The organism is Kitasatospora sp. NPDC127035, from assembly GCF_042726075.1.
Taxonomy (GTDB): Bacteria; Actinomycetota; Actinomycetes; order Streptomycetales; family Streptomycetaceae; genus Kitasatospora.
Window position 1 is genome coordinate 12,284 of record NZ_JBHXDN010000077.1, and the last position, 18,892, is coordinate 31,175.

Here is an 18,892-nt window from a genome sequence, read left to right on the forward strand (position 1 = left end):
GCCGATTCCAAACTAGTGCCGTCGCCCGGGGGCGCCGCCGGGCGGCGCGGCACCGGAGGGCGCAGGGTCCCCCCGGGTCGGTCGGCCGGCGGCGGGCGCGCCCGCCGGGGTCAGCGGTCCTCGCCGGAGCCGGTCCGCAGGTGGGCGCGCAGCCAGTTCTCCGTGGTGGTGACGTGGATCAGGGCGGCGGCCTGGGCGAGCGGTGCCTCCCGGGCGGCCAGGGCCCGGTGGATCGCCTCGTGTTCGGCGATGGCCTGATCCGCCGCGTCCTCGTCGACCAGGCCGCGCCAGACACGGGCGCGCAGCGTGCGGCCGGAGATCCCCTCCAGCACGGTCGTGAGGGTCTCGTTGCCGGTGGCGGTGACGACCGTGCGGTGGAAGGCGGCGTCGTGCAGGTTCAGACGCTCGGGGTCGCTGCGAAACTGCCGCATTGCGTCGAGGTGGCCGGCCAGTTCGGCGAGGGCCGCGTCGTCGATCCGGGTCGCGGCGAGCGCGGTGGCGGCGGGTTCGAGGAGGCGGCGGGTCTCGATGAGCTCCAACAGCGTTTCACCGCTCAGCAGTTCAACGGCGCTGGAGAGGTTCTCCAGGAGCACGCCGGGAGCCAGACTGGTCACGTAGGTGCCGTCGCCGCGCCGGATGTCGAGCACCCTCGACACGGCGAGGGCCTTGACGGCCTCGCGCATGAGGTTGCGGGACAGGCCGAGTTCGGCGGCGAGCTGCTGTTCGGGCGGCAGCTTGGCCCCGGGGGGCAGCGCGCCGGAGCGGATCAGCTCGCGGATCCGGGCGATGGCCATGTCGGTCAGTGACACGTGCGGGCTCCTGGGCGACGGGGTTTCGCATGCTGGGCGGACGGGGGCGCTACTGGTCCGCCCCGGCTATCAGAGCACACCACCGGGGCCGGCCCTCCGCCGGCCGCCGCTCGCCGGTCGACGCCCCGCGCGTGTGACCCAGCCTAGTAGACATCCCATCAATCCTGTCCACCTTTGGATATCTCCTCCGATCGTCACCCGCCAAGTGGCCGGATGGACAGTGTGGTTGTGGTGTCTTCGGCGAGAGTCTGGACAGGCAGGGCGCCTTTGCCCACCAGTCCATCCCATGTCCAGGCCGCTCCGGCGCGGCTGATCGGACGAAACTCCGCAGGGCACCAGTGCGGGAGCACCGAGGACCGGGTCATCGAGTACGTCGACCACCTCCACGAGCACGTCACCGTCCCGCATCGACGCCGTCCGCACCGCGCTCGACCTCGGCGTCGACGACTTCCACGGCGTCCCCTACCACGGCGCCACCCGGGGCTGATCGCAGCTCGGCCGGGATCAGCCGCCCCGGACGCCGTTCCGCCGGCCGGCATCCCCCGCACCGCCCCACCCCCGCACCGCCCCACCCCCGAATCCCGAACCGAGCGGAGCAGCCATGACCGACACCGACTTACCGCACCACCCGGTGCTGGACGACCGCCTCGCCACAGGCACCGGCCGGCGGGACTTCCTCGGCGGACGGGTGTGACGGCGCCGCTCGGGTCGGCTGCGCTAGGCTGTGCCGGTAACCGCTTTCCTGCACCGGGCCGACCGGCCCGCACACAGCCGGCGGGCGCCTCCGAGGACAGCCCCCACCGCCCCGAGAGGTCGAGATGCGACTGGCACTGAGCACCCTGGGCACCCCCGGTCTGTCGCCGGCCGACTCGGTCGGCCTGGCCCGGAGGTTCGGCCTGGACGGGCTGGAACTGCGGCTGCACCCGGACACCGGCGTGCACGCCGGCCTCGGCGCCGCCGAACGGGCTGCCGTCGTCCGGACCCTGGGAACCCTCACCCCGTTCTGCCTGTCCGGGTACGTCCGGATCTGCGAGCCGGGGGACGACGGGCCCGTGATCGAGGCGCTGCGGGCCGACCTGCGCCTCGCGCGGGACCTCGGGGCGGACTTCGTCCGGGTGTTCCCCGGCGGCGGGGACCTCGACGCCGGGGCGCGCAGACTGTCCGCGGTCGCGGACGAGGGGCCGCGCGTGCTGGTCGAGACGCACGACGCGCTGCCCACCGGCGCCGCCGTCGCGGCGCTCCTGGCGCGTGCGCCGCACGCCGGCGCGATCTGGGACCTGCTGCACCCCTGGCGGCACGGCGAGGAGCCCGCGGAGACCCTGCGGCGGCTCGGGGACAAGCTGGCGTGCGTCCAGATCAAGGACGCCGCCTCGGCCGGCGACACGACGCCCGTCCCCCTCGGGGAGGGGTTCGTCCCGCTGGCCGCCGCTCGCGGGTTGCTCGACGGGTTCGGGGGCTGGGTGTCGCTGGAGTGGGAGCGGACCTGGTACCCGGGGATCCCCCCGGTCGAGGACATCCTGCCCGGGGCGCTGGACTGGGTCGCGGGCCGGGGCCCGGGCGCCGGGGGTTCCCGCCGCGTGCGGTGAGCCCGCCGGGCGCGTGGGGCACGACGCGCGCCCGGGCACCGGGCGGGCGCCGTCCTTTGCGGCACCGTCCGTCGCGGGGCCGTCCGGACCTCGGCGGCGCCGTGCCGTCCCCGCCGTGCCGTTCCCGCCGCGCCGCCGGGGGCCTCACTCCGGGGCCGCGTCGCCTGCCGGTCCGGTGCTGTCGCGTGCCACCAGTGCCACGCCGAGAGGTGCCTGCCGTGCCGGTGAGGCCCCGTCCGCGATCAGCTGGACGGCGCGCTCCCCGGCCTGTTCCAGCGGCAGCCGGACCGTGGTCAGTGACGGCCGGAGGTCCACCGCGAACGGCACGTCGTCGAAGCCGATGACGGAGACCTCGCTCGGGACGGCCCTGCCGAGGTCGTCCTGGAGCGCCGTGAGCACCCCGGCCGCCATGACGTCGTTGAGGGCGAGGACCGCCGTGACGTCGGGTTCGGCGGCGAACAGTCCGAGTGTCGCGTCCCGCCCGCCCGACCGGGTGAAGTCGGTGAACACCACCCTGGTGTCCGGGAGTTCGCCGCCGAGCCGGGACCATGCCGCCCTGATCCCGGCCAGTCGCCGGTGGACGGTCACCAGGTTCGCGGGCCCGGCGACCACGCCGATCCGGCGGTGGCCGAGCCGCCACAGTTCGGTCGCCGCACGTTCGGCTCCGCCGCCGTGGTCGAGCGGGACGAACGGTTCGATGCCCCGTTCCCCGATGCAGGCGACCCGTCCGCCGTCCGCCCGGAACGCGTCCAGCTCCGCCGTGAACCGCTCCGTGAGTCCGGGGTCGACGACGCCGCTCCCCGCGATCAGCAGGGCCCGGGCCCGTTGGGCCCGCAGGTTCCGCACGTACTCGATCTCCAGCTCCGGGTCGCCGAACGTCGCGGCGATCATGACCATCAGCCGGTGCCGCTTGGCGCCGCGCATCGCACCGGCGGCGATGGCCCCGAAGTACGGGTCCGCGATGTCGTGCACGAGCAGGCCGACCACGGAGGTCGAGGACCGGGCGAGGGCCTGGGCCGGGGCGTTGGACACGTAGCCGAGGTCGCGGGCGGCGCCCTCCACCTTGCGGCGGAGCTCCTCGCCCACCGTCCGGGGGCCGCCGTGGAGCACCCGCGAGGCCGTGGCGATCGAGACCCCGGCGTGCTCGGCGACGCGCTGGAGGGTCACGGCTCCGGTGGAGCGCTTGGCGCGGGTGGTTGACCTCGGGTTCGGCATGCTCGTAACGTACAGCGCGGTAAGCGCTTACCAGGAAATCCCCGCTCCCGCTCCCGCCCCCAGGCCGAAGGAACCCGCCATGCCCCGCAGAGTCATCGGAATCGTCATGAACGGCGTCACCGGCCGGATGGGCTACCGCCAGCACCTGGTCCGTTCGATCCTCGCCATCCGCGACCAGGGCGGCCTGCCGCTCGGCGACGGCGAGGTGCTCTGGCCCGAGCCGATCCTGGTCGGCCGCCGCGCCCACAAGCTCAAGGAGCTCGCCGACCGCCACGGCCTCGACCACTGGACCACCTCGCTCGACGAGGCACTCGCCCACCCGCTCGCCGAGATCTACTTCGACGCCCAGGTCACCACCGCCCGCGAGAGCGCGCTGCGCGCGGCGATCGCCGCCGGCAAGCACGTCTACACCGAGAAGCCCACCGCCGAGTCCCTCGACGCGGCCCTCGAACTGGCCGCCCTCGCCCGCACCGCCGGCGTGTGCAACGGCGCCGTGCAGGACAAGCTCTTCCTCCCCGGCCTGCTCAAGCTCAAGCGCCTGCTGGACGGCGGCTTCTTCGGCCGGGTCCTCTCCGTGCGCGGCGAGTTCGGCTACTGGGTCTTCGAGGGCGACTGGCAGGACGCTCAGCGCCCGTCCTGGAACTACCGCGCCGAGGACGGCGGCGGCATGGTCCTCGACATGTTCCCGCACTGGCGCTACGTGCTGGACAACCTCGTCGCCCCCGTCCGCTCCGTCTACGCGCACACCGCCACCCACGTCCCGCAGCGCGTCGACGAGCAGGGCCGGCCGTACCGGGCGACCGCGGACGACGCCGCGTACGGCATCTTCGAACTGGAGGGCGGCATCACCGCCCAGATCAACTCCTCCTGGGCGGTGCGGGTCGACCGCGACGAACTGGTCGAGTTCCAGATCGACGGCACCGAGGGCAGCGCGGTGGCGGGCCTGCGCAACTGCCGCTTCCAGCACCGCGCCGCCACCCCCAAGCCGGTCTGGAACCCGGACCTGCCGGCCACCGAGCCGTTCCGCGACCAGTGGCAGCAGGTCCCGGACAACGGCGAGTTCGACAACGGCTTCAAGATCCAGTGGGAGCTGTTCCTGCGCCACGTGGTCACCGGTTCGGAGTACCGGTGGGACCTCCTGGAGGGCGCCAAGGGCGTCCAGCTCGCCGAACTCGGCCTGCGCTCCGCCCGCGAAGGCCGCCGCCTCGACGTCCCCGCCCTGGAGATCTGATGCCCACCCACCTCGACCTGCCCGGCCTCGGCCGCCACCGGATGTCCGAGCCCGCCCCGCTGCCCGCCGCCACGACGCCCGTGACCTCCCGCGTCGTGTACGCCGCCGCCCACGTCGTCGCCGACCCGCTCGGCCCCAACGCCCCCGGTGCACCCGCCGCCGTCGACTGGGACACCACCCTCGCCTTCCGCCGCCACCTGTGGTCCCTGGGCCTCGGCGTCGCCGACGCCATGGACACCGCCCAGCGCGGCATGGGCCTCGACTGGCCGGCCACCCGCGAGCTGATCACCCGCTCCGGCGCCGAGGCCCGCGCCACCGGCGGACGGCTCGCCTGCGGCGTCGGCACCGACCAGCTCGCCCCCGGCACCCACACCCTCGACACGATCACCGCGGCCTACGAGGAACAGCTCGCCGTCGTCGAGGACGCCGGCGCCCGGCCGATCCTCATGGCCAGTCGCGCCCTCGCCCGCACCGCCCGGGGCGCCGACGACTACCTCCGGCTCTACGGGGACCTGATAGCCCGGTCCGCCCGCCCGGTGATCCTGCACTGGCTGGGCGAGATGTTCGACCCGGCCCTGACCGGCTACTGGGGCTCACCCGACCTCGACACCGCCACCGGCACCGTCCTGACCCTGATCGCGAGCGCCCCCGACCGGATCGACGGCATCAAGGTCTCCCTGCTGGACGCCGACCGCGAGATCGCGCTGCGCCGCGCCCTTCCCGCCGGTGTGCGCCTCTACACCGGCGACGACTTCAACTACCCGGCCCTGATCCGCGGCGACGAACTCGGCCACAGCGACGCCCTGCTGGGCGTCTTCGACCCCATCGCCCCGGTCGCCGCGGCCGCGCTGCGCGCCCTGGACGCCGGCGATCTCGACCGCTACGACGCCCTGTTCGCGCCGACCCTGCCGCTCGCCCGGCACCTGTTCGCCGCGCCGACCTACCACTACAAGACCGGCATCGTCCTCCTCGCCTGGCTCGCCGGCCACCAGGACCACTTCACCATGGTCGGCGGCGCCCAGGCGGCCCGGTCGGTGCCGCACCTCGTGGAACTGTTCCGGCTCGCCGACACCGCGGGCGTCCTGCCCGATCCGGAGCTCGCCGCCGACCGCATGCGGCGCTTCCTCTCCGTGGCGGTCGGCGCCCGCTGACCGGCACCCGCTGACCGGCCCCGCTGACCGGCGTCCGCACCCCCGGGACCGGGCCCGGCACTTCCCCGGAAGGCCGTCCCGCGCCCGAACGGCCGTCCCTCGCCCCGAGGGGCGGCCACCCGCCCTCCCCGCCCCCCGCACGGAAGGATCCCGGCACCGTGACCGGACCCTCGCCCCTGTCGCACGACCCGCGCGTCTCCCGCGACCCGCGCCTGTCGCGGCTCTCGCTCAACCAGATCACCACCAAGCAGTGGACCCTCCCCGAGGCCGTCCGGGGCTGCGTGGACGCCGGCATCCCGGCGATCGGCCTCTGGCGGGACAAGGTCGCCGACACCGGCGTCGCCCGCTCCGCGAAACTCTGCCGGGACGCCGGCCTCGCCGTCAGCAGCCTCTGCCGCGGCGGCTTCCTCACCGCCACCGACCCCCACGAGCGGCGCGCCGCCCTCGCCGACAACCTCCAGGCCGTCGAGGAAGCCGCCGAACTCGGCACCGACACCCTGGTCATGGTCGTCGGCGGCCTGCCCGCCGGCAGCCGCGACCTCGCCGGCGCCCGCACCGCCGTCGCCGACATGATCGCCGAACTCGCTCCCCACGCAGGGGACTTCGGTGTCCGGCTCGCCCTCGAACCGCTGCACCCGATGTTCTGCGCCGACCGGGCCGTCCTCTCCACCCTCGGCCAGGCCCTCGACCTCGCCGAACCGCACCCCGCGACCCAGGTCGGCGTGGTCGTCGACAGCTACCACGTCTGGTGGGACCCCCAGCTCCCCGCCCAGATCGAACGCGCCGGCCGGACCGGGCGGATCGCCTCCTACCAGGTCTGCGACTGGACCCTGCCGCTCCCCGCCGACGCCCTGCTCGGCCGCGGCCACGTCGGCGACGGCCACATCGACTTCCGCACCCTCACCGACCAGGTCACCGCCGCCGGCCACACCGGCTGGATCGAGGTCGAGATCTTCAACCAGCAGATCTGGGACACCCCCGGCGAGCAGACCCTGCAGACCCTCGTCGAACGCCACCTCGCCCACGTGGCCCGACCGTGAGAGTCCTCCTCGCGCCCGACTCCTTCAAAGGCACCGTCACCGCCGCCGACGCCGCCCGGGCCCTGGCCGACGGCTGGCACTCCGTCCGCCCCGACGACGACCTCCTGCCCCTGCCGATGGCCGACGGCGGCGAAGGCACCCTCGACGCGGTGACCGCCGCCCACCCCGCCGCCACCGTTCACGACGTCCCCCGCTGCACCGGACCGGACGGCACGCCCGTCACCGGCCGCTACGCCCTCCTCCCGGACGGCACCGCCCTCGTCGAGCTCGCCACCGCCAGCGGCCTCCCCCTCCTCGGCGGGAGGCTCGCCCCCCTCACCGCCACCACCCGCGGAACCGGCGAGGCGATCGCCGCCGCCCTGGACGCCGGCGCCACCGCACTGACCGTGGCTCTCGGCGGCTCTGCCTCCACCGACGGCGGGGCCGGACTCCTCGCCGCCCTCGGGCTGCGCGTCACCGCCCGCTCCGGAGCCCGACTGCCCGACGGCGGCGGCGCCCTCGCCACCGCCGGACACCTCGACACCCGGCGACTGCGCCCCGCCCCGCCCGGTGGTGTCCGCCTGCTCACCGACGTCACCAACCCGCTGCTCGGCCCGCACGGGGCAGCAGCCGTCTACGGGCCGCAGAAAGGCGCCGGACCGGCCGAGACCGCCCTCCTGGAACGCGGCCTGAGCCGGTACGCCGACCTCCTCGGCGGCGACCCCGACCGGCCGGGGGCCGGCGCCGCAGGCGGCACCGCGTACGGGCTCGCCACCGTCTGGAACGCCCGCATCGAGCCCGGCGCGGCGGCTCTCGCGGACCTCCTCGGGCTCGACGCCGCCCTCGCCGCGGCCGACCTCGTCATCACCGGCGAGGGCCGCTTCGACGCCACCAGCCTGCTCGGCAAGGCGGTGGGGGAGGTGATCACCCGCGCCGATCGCGCCGCCGTCCCCGTCCGCGTGGTCGCCGGCGACTCCACCGACGCCCGCGCGCTCACCCTGGTCTCGCTCGCCGGCTCCACCACCGACGCCTGCCGCCGGGCTACCCACTGGCTGCACCGGGCCGGCGCGCACCTGGCCCGTTCCGCGGGCGCGGCAGGCGGTTGAAGCGGTCACCGCGCCGGCTGCGTACGTGCCCCGGGGGACCAGGACCGGAGCGCCGGGCCCGCGGCCCCTCCCGACACCGACCGCGCCGCCGGGGCGGTCGGTGTCGGGCCCACGCCCGCGCCCGGCCCGCCCTCGGAGAAACCGGCGACCCGGCCAACTGGCCTGCCCTCGAAGGGATCCGGCTCCACCGTCGCGCTCCGAGGCCCACGACCGCGTCGAGGCCGACACCCGCTCGCGCTCGCCGAAGGCCGCCACGTCGAGGCCGGGGAGCGGGGCCGAACAGCTCTCCGGCAGGCGTTCTCGGGCGACGGCTCGTCGGCGCAGGCGTCGTTGCCGGCCGTGGAGGGCTGTGGGCGACTGTGGGGGATTCCGACCCCGTCGGTCGCGAAGTTCCTTATCAATCAAGCCAGTTGATCGGTGGTGCACCGACGATCCCGGTGATGTCCTCCACCCGGACCGGGACCGTTCGGAGGTGCGGCGGATCGCTGACGGTCACTTCGTTCCGCAGGCTCGACGCCCCTCGGTCACTCGTCGGCGGGCGAGCAGTCCAGACAGACCGGCCGTCCGCCCTCCTCGCCCGCGAAGCGGCTTCGGTGGTGGACCATGAAGCACCGCGAACACGTGAACTCGTCCCCTTGTACGGGCACCACCCGGACCGTGAGCTCCTCCCCGGAGAGATCGGCCCCCGGCAGTTCCACGGACTCCGCCTCCTCCGACACGTCGACGTCGGACGCGTTGCTCGACCGGGCGGCACGCTGCCTCTTGAGCTCCTCGACGCTTTCCACCTCCTCCTCGTCACTGTTCGTACGCGGGGCGTCGTAGTCGGTTGCCACTGCTGCACCTTCCGTCACGTCGGGGCCGGCACACGCGGACACCGGTTCTGGGTTTGCGACGCCATCACTATGGACCCTCGTACGGATCTCAGCCACTGGAGTCCCGCGTGTTGGCCGCGAATGCGCTCTTTCGCGGCGTCCGGACCGCCGGCCGGCCGCCTTCGCCGGTTCCCCCGCCACGGCTTCGGGTCGACCGGGGGCCGGCGGGCCCGCAGCTCCGTGACGCGACGTGCAACTCGACTGTGGGGCGGCGTATTCGAGTTGGCCGTGTGGGATCCGGCGGGCGAGGTGGTGGCCGCGGGTGAGTCGGGCGCCGCCGAGCAGGGCTCTCCGGTGCCGCCGGGGGTGGGGTTGCCGGTGTGCCGCATCCGGTCGAGGGGGCCGATGATGCCGCTGTGGGGGACGATGCCCGCAAGAAGATATACGATGACCTATCTCATCCACTATGCTGCCCCGCGTGCCCAACTCCGAGCCCGTACACACGACGACGGCCGACCGAGCGCCGCAAGGAGTGGTCGTCACCGTCGCCGGTGAGATCGCACCGGATGCCCTCGGCGCGGTGCTCCCCCGCGAACACCTCCTGGGGGACTTCACCTCCCCGGCCGGCCGCGCGAGCCGCCGACCGCCCTACCGGACGCAGTTCTACCGGGCCCCGCTGACCATGGCCTCGCTCGGCGAGATCGCCCTGGGCGCCCCCAACCGGGACAACCTGCTGCTCGACGACCGGGACGTGGCGGTGGCCGAGGCCGCGGCCCTCCGCCGCGCCGGCGGCGGCACCCTGGTGGACGTCACCACCCCCGATCTCGGCCGCGACCCGGCCGGGCTCCGCCGCATCGCCGAGGCGGCGGGCCTGCACGTCGTCATGGGAGCCGGGCGCCACCACCCCGCGCGTACCGACGGGTCCCGCGACGCCGAGCCCCTCGTCGAGGAGATCGTCCGGGACCTCACCGAGGGCGTGGACGGCGTGCGGGCGGGCGTCATCGGCGCGTTGGCCGCGCTCGACCCCGCCGACGCCGCCGAGCGCGCCGTCCTGGTGGCGGCCGCGCGGGCGTCGGCGGCCACGGGCGCACCGGTCTCGCTCACCCGCTCCGCGGACCCCGTCGTCCAGCAGCGCGTGCTCGACCTGCTGGCCGAGGAGGGCGCGGACCTCGCACGGGTCGCGGTGGGCCACTGCGATCCGCTGTCGCCCCACCCCGACGACCTCGAACCGCTGCTCGCGCGCGGGGTGTTCGTCCAGTTCGACCGGCTCGGTCTGCTGCCCTCGGTGCACAGCGTGTCCGACGACCAGGACGTCGCCGCCGCGGTGCTCGACCTCGCCCGCCGGGGCCGGGCCGGGCAGGTGCTGCTGTCGCAGGGCGTCTGCGCCAAGGCACAGCTGCTCGCCCACGGGGGCGGCGGATACGGCTTCGTCCTGCGGCAGTTCGCGCCGTACCTGCGGATGGTCGGCGCCGACGACGCTCTCGTGGAGACCCTCACCGTGCGGAACCCCCGCCGCTTCCTCACCACCCCGGCCCGGAGGGCAGACTCGTGAGCCGCTACCCCTTCGAGATTCCCGACCTCGCCGGCCGGGTCCTCACCGTCGCCGGGCCCGTCGACCCGTCGGTGCTCGGCACCACGCTCATGCACGAACACCTCTTCGTGGACCTGCGGCGCCCGCCCGGCGCCCGGCGGCCGGGCGAGGACGCCCCGGAGGCCGCCGAGCCGCTCACCCTCGCCAACCTCGCCCGCACCCGGCACGGGGCGCCGAACGCCGACAACGACGTCCTGGACGACCCGGAGGAGATCCTCCCCGAGGTGCTGGCCTTCGCCGAGGCCGGCGGGTCCACCATCGTCGAGGTCTCCCCGATCGGCCTGGGGCGGGACCCGCTCGCGCTGCTGCGGCTGTCGCGCGCCGCCGGGCTCCACGTCGTCATGGGCGGTGGCTGGTACACCACGGCCTTCCACCCGGCCGACATGGCCGCTCGCACCGTCGACGAACTCGCCGACGTCCTCGTGCGGGACGTCGTGCTCGGGGCCGACGGCACCGGCGTCCGCTCGGGCGTCATCGGTGAGATCGGCGCGGAGAGCGTGCCGCTGACCGACGGCGAGCTCAAGAGCGTGCGCGCGAGCGGACGCGCCTCCAGGATCACCGGAGCCCCCGTGACCTTCCACGTCGGCGGTGTCGGCGAGGACAGGTTCCGGGTGCTCGACATCCTGGAGGAGGAGGGCGTGGCCCCGTCGAACGTGGTGCTGGGCCACGCGGCGGACGTCCTCGCGGACCCGGCCTTCGGTGAACGGCTGCTCGCCCGGGGCGTGTTCGTCGAGTTCGACTTCCTGGCCTCGCCCGGCAGCCCGTGGGGGCACCTCGTCCTGATGAGCGATCACAAGACCGCGCGCGGGATCGCCGGCCTCGTCGACCGGGGCCACGCGGGGCAGATCGTCCTCGGCCACGACGTGTGCCAGAAGATCCAGCTGAAGAAGTACGGCGGCAAGGGGTTCGACTACATCCCGCGCCACTTCCTGCCCGCGCTCCGCAGGCTGGGGGTGGGGGAGGAGGCCCTCCACGCGATCATGGTCGACAATCCGGCCCGCGCGCTCGCCTTCGCGAAACCGCAGTGAGCGGGGCCGGGCCCGGGGGCCGGACCGGGGGCCCGGGGTCGGCCACCGGCCCCGGGGAGTCCCCCGTCCCCCCGCCGTCGGGCGCCCCGGGCGGGCGGATCAGGCGGGGAGGCGGAAGAAGGTGCGGTAGAGGGGGAGTTGCTGGTCCAGCATGTGGATGCCCGGGTGGGTGGGACGGCCGAGAGCGGCGGCGGCCCGCAGGAGCGGCGTCTCGGCGGGGGTCATGATGATGTCGGCGACGAGCGCGGTCGGGGGGAGCAGCGCCGGGTCGAACGGGAGGGGGTCGGCCGGGTCGAGGCCGAGCGGGGTGGCGTTGACGGCGAGGTCCGTGGACGCGCCCACGGCGGCGGCCGCGGCGACGCGGTCGGGCCACCGGGCGCCGAGCCGCTGCAGGAGGGCGTCGAGGCGGCCCCGGTCCGGATCGGTGACGGTGAGCGAGGCCGCTCCCCCGGCGAGCAGGGCGGCGGCGATGGCGAGCCCCGCGCCTCCGGCGCCGGCCAGGGCGACGCGGAGCCCGGCGGGGTCGTGACCCCGGGCGGCGAGGCCGCGGACGAACCCCGCACCGTCGAAGTTGTCGCCGTACCAGCGGCCGTCCGGCTCCCGGCGCAGGGCGTTGGTGCTGCCCAGGAGGGTGGCGGTGTCGCTGAGTTCGTCGGCGTGCGCGCACATCGCCAGCTTGTGCGGGACGGTCACCAGCAGCCCGTCGAGGTTGGCCGTCGCCTTGAGCCCGCGCACGACGTCGTCGAGCCGGTCCGCCGGGGCGTGCACGGGGACGAGTACGGCGTCCACGCCGCTCTCGGCGAAGAGCGGGTTGAGCAGGGCGGGCGCCTTGGCCTGGGCGATCGGGTCGCCGAGGACGGCGAACAGCCGGGTGCGGCCGGAGATCGACACGTCAGACCCCCTCGGCGCGGGCGCGCGGCATGGCGTCCAGGGTGCGGGCGACGAGCGGTTCGGGGACGTCGCGGACGAGTTCGGCGCCGTGCGGGCCGTCGAGGACGAACGAGAGGCCGTCGACGGCCTTCTTGTCCAGCCGCATCAGGGCGATCAGTTCGCCGGTGACGACCTCCGGCGGCAGGGCGGTGGGCAGCCCGTAGTGGGCGACCACGTCGTGGTGCTCGGCGACCCGTTCGGGGCGGATCCGCCCGAGCGCGCCGGCCAGCCGGCCCGCGAAGACCGTGCCGACGGCGACCGCCTCGCCGTGCCGCAGCCGGAAGTCGGTGGCGCGTTCGAGGGCGTGGCCCAAGGTGTGGCCGTAGTTGAGGATGTGCCGCAGCCCGGCGTCGCGTTCGTCGGCGGCCACCACGGCGGCCTTCCGGGCGATGCTCGCGGCGATCTGTTCCTCCAGCGGCAGGTGGCGCAGGTCCCCGGCGCCGATGAAGTGGCACCGGGCGATCTCCCCGTAGCCGTTGATCCGTTCGCGCGGGGGCAGGGTGGCGAGGTAGTCAGTGTCGCAGAGGACGGCGGAGGGCTGCCAGTAGGCGCCCACGAGGTTCTTGCCCTCCGGGAGGTTGACGGCGGTCTTGCCGCCGACGCTGGCGTCGACCTGGGCCAGCAGCGACGTGGGCAGGTGCACCACGGGCACGCCCCGGTGGTAGAGCGCGGCGGCGAGCCCGACCGCGTCCGTCGTGGTGCCGCCGCCGCAGGAGACGACGGCGTCCGCCCGGCCCAGGCCGAACGCGGTGAAGCGGCTGCACAGTTCGGCGACCCAGGCGAGGGACTTGCCCTCCTCGCCGTCCTTCGCGGCGATCACCAGGGTGTCGAGACCGGTGTCGGGCAGCCACTCGGGGGGCCGGGCGCTCACCACGGCGACCCGGCGGGCGCCGATCCCCGCGAGGACGTCGGCCAGCCGGTGGCGGGCGCCGGGGCCGATGAGGACCGGGTAGCCGCGTTCGCCCAGCTCCACGTCGATGCGCCGGAGCCCGCCGTCCTCGCGGACCCGGCCGCCGTGGGTGCCGGGCGTGCCGTGGGCGCCGGGGGCGCCCGGGTCAGCCCCCGGGTCAGCCCCCGGGGCCGTGTCCGGATGCGGGCGGTCCGCCGTCCCTGTCGTGGTCAACTCGGCTCTCCCAGTGGTTGTCGGCGCGCCAGCGCGACGGCGCCGTGCAGTGAGGACAGCCCGCCGAGCGCGGCGGGGCGGATCGCGGGGGCGGGGCCGCCCGGGCGGGCCAGTGCGGCGGCGTGGGCCTCCACCCGCGCGGCGAAGCCGGGCAGTCCGTCGGCGAAACCGCCGCCCACCACGGTCAGTTCGGGGTGGAACAGCTCGGCGAGCGACACGGCCGCCGCCGCCAGTGCGGAGCACGTCTCCTCGACGGCCTCCTCCGCCCAGGGCTCGCCCCCGGCGAGCGCGGCCCGCAGCTCGGCGAACCCGACGGGCGCGCCGCGCAGCAGCGCCGCGCGCCGCAGGGTGGCGGGACCGGAGGCGGTGGCCTGGAGGCAGCCGTGGCGCCCGCAGTCGCAGCGCGGACCCCCGCGGTCGACGATCAGGTGCCCCGCCTCGCAGGATCCGCGCGACGGCCCGGGCAGGGGCGCGCCCCGGTGGACGACGCCGCCGCCGACGCCCGTCCCGACGCCCAGGTAGACGAGGTGGTCGCGCCCGGCGTGCACGGCCTCGGCGAGCGCGGCGAGGTCGCCGTCGTCCGCCCAGCCGACGGTGGCGGCGGGGAAGAGCTCCCGCAGGGCCGGGGCGAGGCCGAAGTCCTCCCAGCCGGGGCGTCCCGGCCAGGCGAGGACCCGGCCGTCCGGACCGACGGTGGCGGGCATCGCGACCCCGACCGCGGTGAAGTCGCCGCCCCACCGCTCGCGCAGCCGGGCGACCGCGTCGGCCAGCGCGGCCCAGTCGGCGGCAGCCCCCCGCGCCTCGGGCCAGGGCAGGACGGCCTCCTCCGTGCGGACCGGCCCGCCGGGCGCTCCGCCCTCGGCGCGCAGCGCCACCTTCGTCCCGCCGACGTCGATGCCGAGCAGGCCCCGGGCGGCGGTCGCGGCGCCCATCAGGACTCCGGCACCTTGGCCAGCAGCGCCTGGGCGGCGAGACGGTAGCCGAGCGAGCCGAGGCCGACGATCACGCCCGAGGCGAGCGGCGCCAGCACCGACTCGTGCCGGAAGCTCTCGCGCGCCCAGACGTTCGACAGGTGCACCTCGACGAAGGGCCGCGGGTAGGCGGCCAGCGCGTCGCGCAGGCTCCAGCCGGCGATCATCAGCGCGCCCGGGTTCACGATCGCCCCGACGGTGTCGTACGAGTCCTGCACCGCCTCGATCAGCTGTCCCTCGGACTCGCGCTGGACGGAGGTGACCTTCCAGCCCCGGCCGGCCACCTCGGCGGCCACGGCCGCCTCGATGTCCGCCAGGGTGTCGGTGCCGTAGACCTCCGGCTCGCGGCGGCCGAGAATCCCGAGATTGGGACCGTTCAGCAATAGCAGTTCGCTCATATTCCGGTTATAGCAGTGTGTGCCTCACCGGAACGCGGAACCCGGTCCCCGTGATGCAGGACAAGGGCTTTGTAGGGGGGTGTGTAGGGGAGGTGACGGGCTCGCTTTTCCTGGGTTAGCGTGCCGTTCCACGGTCCCCCCGAAACGAAAGGCTGCGCGGAATTATGAGCGCCAAAGGACGTCCGGCCCCGGAGTTCCCGGTCTGGCCGCAGTTTGACGAGGCCGAGCGCGAAGGACTGATCAGGGCCCTGGAGCAGGGCCAGTGGTGGCGCATGGGCGGCAAGGAGGTCGACACCTTCGAGCAGGAGTTCGCCGACTACCACGGTGCCGAGCGCGCGCTCGCCGTCACCAACGGCACCCACGCGCTGGAGGTCGCCCTCCAGGTGCTGGGCGTGGGCCCGGGCAGCGAGGTCATCGTGCCCGCCTTCACCTTCATCTCCTCCTCGCAGGCCGCCCAGCGGCTCGGCGCCGTCGCGGTGCCGGTCGACGTCGACCTCGACACCTACAACCTGAGCCCCGAGGCGGCGGCCGCCGCGATCACCCCGCGGACCCGGGCGATCATGCCCGTCCACATCGCCGGCCAGATCGCCGACATGGACGCCCTCGGCAAGCTGTCCGCCGACACCGGCGTGCCGATCGTGCAGGACGCCGCGCACGCCCACGGCGCCCGCTGGCAGGGCCGCCGGGTCGGCGAGCTCGGCTCCATCGCCGCGTTCAGCTTCCAGAACGGCAAGCTGATGACGGCCGGCGAGGGCGGCGCCGTCACCTTCCCCGAGACCGCGCAGTACGAGGAGGCGTTCCTGCGGCACAGCTGCGGCCGGCCCCCGACGGACCGGAAGTACTTCCACCAGACCTCCGGCTCCAACTTCCGGCTGAACGAGTTCTCCGCGAGCGTGCTGCGCGCCCAGCTCGCCCGCCTCGACGGCCAGATCGCCGTCCGGGAGGAGCGCTCCAAGCTGCTCAGGAGCCTGCTGGAGGAGATCCCCGGCGTGGTGCCGCAGGGCCGCGACGAGCGCGCCGACCGCGTCCCGCACTACATGGCGATGTTCCGGGTGCCCGGCCTGAGCGAGGAGCGGCGCGACGCGCTGGTGGACGACCTGATCGCCCGCGGCCTGCCCGCCTTCGTCGTCTTCCGCGCGATCTACCGCTCGGACGGCTTCTGGGAGACGGCCGCGCCCGACTTCACCGTCGACGAGCTGGCCCGGGCCTGCCCCAACAGCGAGGCGCTCACCACCGAGGGCATCTGGCTGCACCACCGCACCCTGCTCGCCGGGGAGCAGCAGATCGAGGACGCCGCCCAGATCATCTCCGACGCCCTGGCCGCGGTGTGAGCGCGGCACCGCGGGATCCGGGAGCGCCGGTGCGGGTGGCCGTCGTCGGCCTCGGCTGGGCGGGCCGCACGATCTGGCTGCCCCGCCTGGCGGCGCACCCGGCGTTCCGGGTCACCGCCGTCGTCGAGCCGGGCCCCGTCGCGGCGGAGCACGTCCCGGAGGGCGCCGAACTCCTCGCCGACGCCGACCTGCTCGGCCCGGACGTGGACCTCGCCGTCGTCGCGGTGCCCAACCACCTGCACACCCCGGTCGCCGAACGGCTGCTGGCCCGCGGCATCCCGGTGTTCCTGGAGAAGCCGGTCTGCCTCAGCGCCGCCGAGGCCGACCGGCTGGCTGCCGCCGAGCGGGCGGGCGGGGCCGTCCTGCTGGCGGGCAGCGCCGCCCGCTACCGGGAGGACGTCTCCGCCCTCATCGAGGTGGCGGCGGAGATCGGCCCGATCCGCCACGTGGACCTCGCGTGGGTCCGCGCCAGCGGCGTCCCCGACGCCGGCGGCTGGTTCACCAGCCGCCGGCACTCCGGGGGCGGCGCGCTGGTCGACCTCGGCTGGCACCTGCTCGACACCGCCGCGACCGTGCTCGGCGGCCCGGTCCGGTTCCTGGACGTGCTCGGCTCGGTCTCCGCCGACTTCGTCAACGACGGCGCGCGGAGCGCCGGCTGGCGCGGCACGGAGGGACCGGACGGCGAGGGCGACGTCGAGGACACCGCCCGGGGCTTCCTCACCACCGACACCGGTGTCTCGGTGGCGGTACGGGCGAGCTGGGCCTCGCACGAGCCCGTCGACACCACCCGGATCACCGTGGAGGGAGCCACCGGCTCCGCCACCCTGGTCTGCACCTTCGGTTTCAGCCCCAACCGCCGCGTCCCGCGGCTCACCCGGACCCGCGACGGCGTCACCACCGACGTCCCGCTGCACGGCGAGTCCGTCGGCGCCGAGTACGTGCGCCAGCTCGACGCCCTGCCCGCCCTGCTCGCCGACCCGGCCTCGCGCGGCGCGGCCGTGACCCAGGCCCACTACACGATCTCGGTCATCGAACGGCTCTACGCGGGGGCCCGCGCCCCGCGGCCGCGGCTCGCCGACGAGGCCACCGCGCTCGCCGTCTGACCGGCGCCGAGCGGCCGGCACCGGTCCGCCGACACCGAGCGGCCGACACCGAGCCGTCGGCACCGGTCCGCCGGCACCGACCCACCGGAGCCGCCCCACGCCCCGGCCCCCGGGGGCCGTGCCCACCCCGCCGGTCCGCGCGGGCCGGGGCGTCAGGCCCGGTCACCCGTCCGGGCCGCCCACTTCCCATGGAGACCCCATGCCGAGCAACCAGCCCGCAGCCACCGCCCCCGACGCCCGCGCGCTCGCCGCGTTCTCCCCGGTCCGCGCGGTGGTCTTCGACCTCGACGGCGTCATCGTCGACAGCTTCGACGTGATGCGCCGGGCGTTCCTGACCGCCTACGACGAGGTGGTCGGCGACGGCCGGCCGCCGTTCGAGGAGTACTGCCGCCACCTGGGCCGCTACTTCCCCGACATCATGCGCATCATGGGGCTGCCCCTCGAACTGGAGGAGCCCTTCGTCCGGGAGAGTTATCGCCTCGCCCACCAGGTCACCGTGCACGAGGGAGTGCGCGAGCTGCTCGCCGAACTCAACCGGCGCGGCATCCGGCTGGCGGTGGCCACCGGGAAGAGCGGCCCCCGGGCCCGCTCGCTGCTCGACCAGCTCGGCCTGCTGCACCACTTCGACCACGTGCTCGGCTCCGACGAGGTCGCCCGGGCCAAGCCCGCCCCCGACATCGTGCTGCGCGCCCTGGAGCTGCTGCGCCTCCCGGCCGGGCAGGCCGTCATGATCGGTGACGCCGTGACCGACCTGGCGAGCGCCCGGGGCGCCGGGGTCGGCGCGATAGCCGCCCTGTGGGGGGAGACCGACGAGCCGGCGCTCCTCGCGGAGCGGCCCGACGCCGTGCTGCGCCGCCCCGACGAACTGCTCGCCCTACTGCCCGAACCCGCCCCGGCCCACTGACACCCGCCCGCTGGCACCCGCCCGCTGGCACCCGCCCAATGGCCTCGGCCCACCGACCCCGGCCCGACGGGGCGGGTCCCCGGTGAGCAGGCCCGCAGAACAGACCCCGCCGAGCCCGTCCGCCGGACTCGGCCGCCGGACCCGGCGCCCGCCGAGCGCCGGACCCGCCGGACCCGGAACCCCTCCGGGTCCGGTCCGCCGACCGGCGGTCCGTCCACCGGTCCCGGCGGGGCCCGGCCGACGGTGGCCCGTCCTCGTCCCCGTCCCCGGCCGGGCCCCGCCGAGGCTCCCTCCCGGCCCGGACCGCCCACCCGCCCCGCCGAGCGCAGGCTCGGCGGGGCGGCGTCGTTCCCGGCCACCCGGCCACCCGGCCACCCGGCCACCCGCGGCCCCGCGGCCCGCCTCCGCCGCCGCCGCCCGGTGCCCCCCGCCGTCCCCCGGCGCCCGCCTCCGCCCGCCCGCCGCCCGCGTGGCCGCTGCGAATAGGGACCGTATAGGGGGTCGGATAGGGGCGGCCCGAGGCCCCCGCCGGACGAGACTGTGACGGGCGGGAATTCGCGTACGGCCTCCCAGGACCGGCCGCG

The 18,892-nt window shown here is 75.5% G+C and carries 17 protein-coding genes; 10 read left to right on the top strand and 7 right to left on the bottom strand.

Annotated elements, in window-relative coordinates; translation table 11 throughout:
- Positions 1-110: 110 nt before the first annotated feature.
- Positions 111-809 (bottom strand): FadR/GntR family transcriptional regulator, encoded by a 699-nt coding sequence (locus ACFWIC_RS34905; protein WP_380520953.1) that lies wholly within the window; start codon positions 807-809, stop codon positions 111-113.
- A gap of 818 nt (positions 810-1,627) precedes the next feature.
- Between ACFWIC_RS34905 and ACFWIC_RS34910 the strand changes: the two genes are divergently transcribed.
- Entirely contained in the window at positions 1,628-2,395 is a 768-nt protein-coding gene (locus tag ACFWIC_RS34910; protein ID WP_380520954.1) for a sugar phosphate isomerase/epimerase family protein, read from the top strand.
- Positions 2,396-2,539: 144 nt separating this feature from the next.
- Here the strand turns inward: ACFWIC_RS34910 and ACFWIC_RS34915 are convergent, their stop codons facing one another.
- Entirely contained in the window at positions 2,540-3,610 is a 1,071-nt protein-coding gene (locus tag ACFWIC_RS34915) for a LacI family DNA-binding transcriptional regulator (RefSeq protein ID WP_329880765.1), read from the bottom strand.
- 79 nt (positions 3,611-3,689) lie between these two features.
- Between ACFWIC_RS34915 and ACFWIC_RS34920 the strand changes: the two genes are divergently transcribed.
- The 4 genes from ACFWIC_RS34920 to ACFWIC_RS34935 all read left to right on the top strand — a co-directional run bounded on the left by ACFWIC_RS34920 (position 3,690) and on the right by ACFWIC_RS34935 (position 8,117).
- Positions 3,690-4,841, top strand: a complete 1,152-nt coding sequence (locus tag ACFWIC_RS34920) for a Gfo/Idh/MocA family protein (protein WP_380520956.1) — start codon at positions 3,690-3,692, stop codon at positions 4,839-4,841.
- A complete protein-coding gene (locus ACFWIC_RS34925; RefSeq protein WP_380361274.1) occupies positions 4,841-5,992 on the top strand; it encodes a dihydrodipicolinate synthase family protein in 1,152 nt (383 codons plus the stop codon). Before ACFWIC_RS34920 ends, ACFWIC_RS34925 begins: the two co-directional genes overlap by 1 nt.
- A 158-nt stretch (positions 5,993-6,150) precedes the next feature.
- Positions 6,151-7,032: a sugar phosphate isomerase/epimerase family protein gene (locus ACFWIC_RS34930; RefSeq protein ID WP_329952329.1), complete on the top strand. Its 882-nt coding sequence runs from the start codon at positions 6,151-6,153 to the stop codon at positions 7,030-7,032.
- Entirely contained in the window at positions 7,029-8,117 is a 1,089-nt protein-coding gene (locus ACFWIC_RS34935) for a glycerate kinase (protein ID WP_380520958.1), read from the top strand. The genes ACFWIC_RS34930 and ACFWIC_RS34935 overlap by 4 nt, the downstream gene beginning before the upstream one ends.
- 524 nt (positions 8,118-8,641) lie before the next feature.
- Here the strand turns inward: ACFWIC_RS34935 and ACFWIC_RS34940 are convergent.
- Positions 8,642-8,950, bottom strand: coding sequence for a DUF4193 domain-containing protein (locus tag ACFWIC_RS34940; RefSeq protein WP_329880772.1), 309 nt, complete (start codon positions 8,948-8,950; stop codon positions 8,642-8,644).
- Positions 8,951-9,407: 457 nt separating this feature from the next.
- Between ACFWIC_RS34940 and ACFWIC_RS34945 the strand changes: the two genes are divergently transcribed.
- On the top strand, positions 9,408-10,481 hold the full coding sequence (locus tag ACFWIC_RS34945; RefSeq protein WP_380361276.1) for a phosphotriesterase: 1,074 nt from the start codon (positions 9,408-9,410) through the stop codon (positions 10,479-10,481).
- Positions 10,478-11,548: an aryldialkylphosphatase gene (locus tag ACFWIC_RS34950; protein ID WP_329952326.1), complete on the top strand. Its 1,071-nt coding sequence runs from the start codon at positions 10,478-10,480 to the stop codon at positions 11,546-11,548. Before ACFWIC_RS34945 ends, ACFWIC_RS34950 begins: the two co-directional genes overlap by 4 nt.
- A gap of 99 nt (positions 11,549-11,647) precedes the next feature.
- Here the strand turns inward: ACFWIC_RS34950 and ACFWIC_RS34955 are convergent, their stop codons facing one another.
- From ACFWIC_RS34955 to ACFWIC_RS34970, 4 genes are all read right to left on the bottom strand, one after another.
- Positions 11,648-12,439, bottom strand: coding sequence for a shikimate dehydrogenase family protein (locus ACFWIC_RS34955; protein WP_380520960.1), 792 nt, complete (start codon positions 12,437-12,439; stop codon positions 11,648-11,650).
- Between the two features lies 1 nt (position 12,440).
- On the bottom strand, positions 12,441-13,457 hold the full coding sequence (locus tag ACFWIC_RS34960) for a 3-dehydroquinate synthase family protein (protein ID WP_380520966.1): 1,017 nt from the start codon (positions 13,455-13,457) through the stop codon (positions 12,441-12,443).
- A 140-nt stretch (positions 13,458-13,597) separates the two neighbouring features.
- Complete coding sequence (locus ACFWIC_RS34965; protein ID WP_329952324.1) at positions 13,598-14,533, bottom strand: ROK family protein; 936 nt, start codon at positions 14,531-14,533, stop codon at positions 13,598-13,600.
- Complete coding sequence (locus ACFWIC_RS34970) at positions 14,533-14,970, bottom strand: type II 3-dehydroquinate dehydratase (protein WP_355407192.1); 438 nt, start codon at positions 14,968-14,970, stop codon at positions 14,533-14,535. The genes ACFWIC_RS34965 and ACFWIC_RS34970 overlap by 1 nt, the downstream gene beginning before the upstream one ends.
- Before the next feature lie 164 nt (positions 14,971-15,134).
- On the opposite strand from ACFWIC_RS34970, the gene ACFWIC_RS34975 reads away from it, so the two are divergent.
- The 3 genes from ACFWIC_RS34975 to ACFWIC_RS34985 all read left to right on the top strand — a co-directional run bounded on the left by ACFWIC_RS34975 (position 15,135) and on the right by ACFWIC_RS34985 (position 18,308).
- The gene (locus tag ACFWIC_RS34975) at positions 15,135-16,301 is read left to right on the top strand and encodes a DegT/DnrJ/EryC1/StrS family aminotransferase (RefSeq protein WP_329880784.1); all 1,167 of its coding nucleotides are present in this window, start codon (positions 15,135-15,137) and stop codon (positions 16,299-16,301) included.
- 29 nt (positions 16,302-16,330) lie between these two features.
- Complete coding sequence (locus tag ACFWIC_RS34980) at positions 16,331-17,404, top strand: Gfo/Idh/MocA family oxidoreductase (protein ID WP_329952323.1); 1,074 nt, start codon at positions 16,331-16,333, stop codon at positions 17,402-17,404.
- A 199-nt stretch (positions 17,405-17,603) separates the two neighbouring features.
- A complete protein-coding gene (locus ACFWIC_RS34985) occupies positions 17,604-18,308 on the top strand; it encodes an HAD-IA family hydrolase (protein WP_329880788.1) in 705 nt (234 codons plus the stop codon).
- Positions 18,309-18,892: the final 584 nt, after the last annotated feature.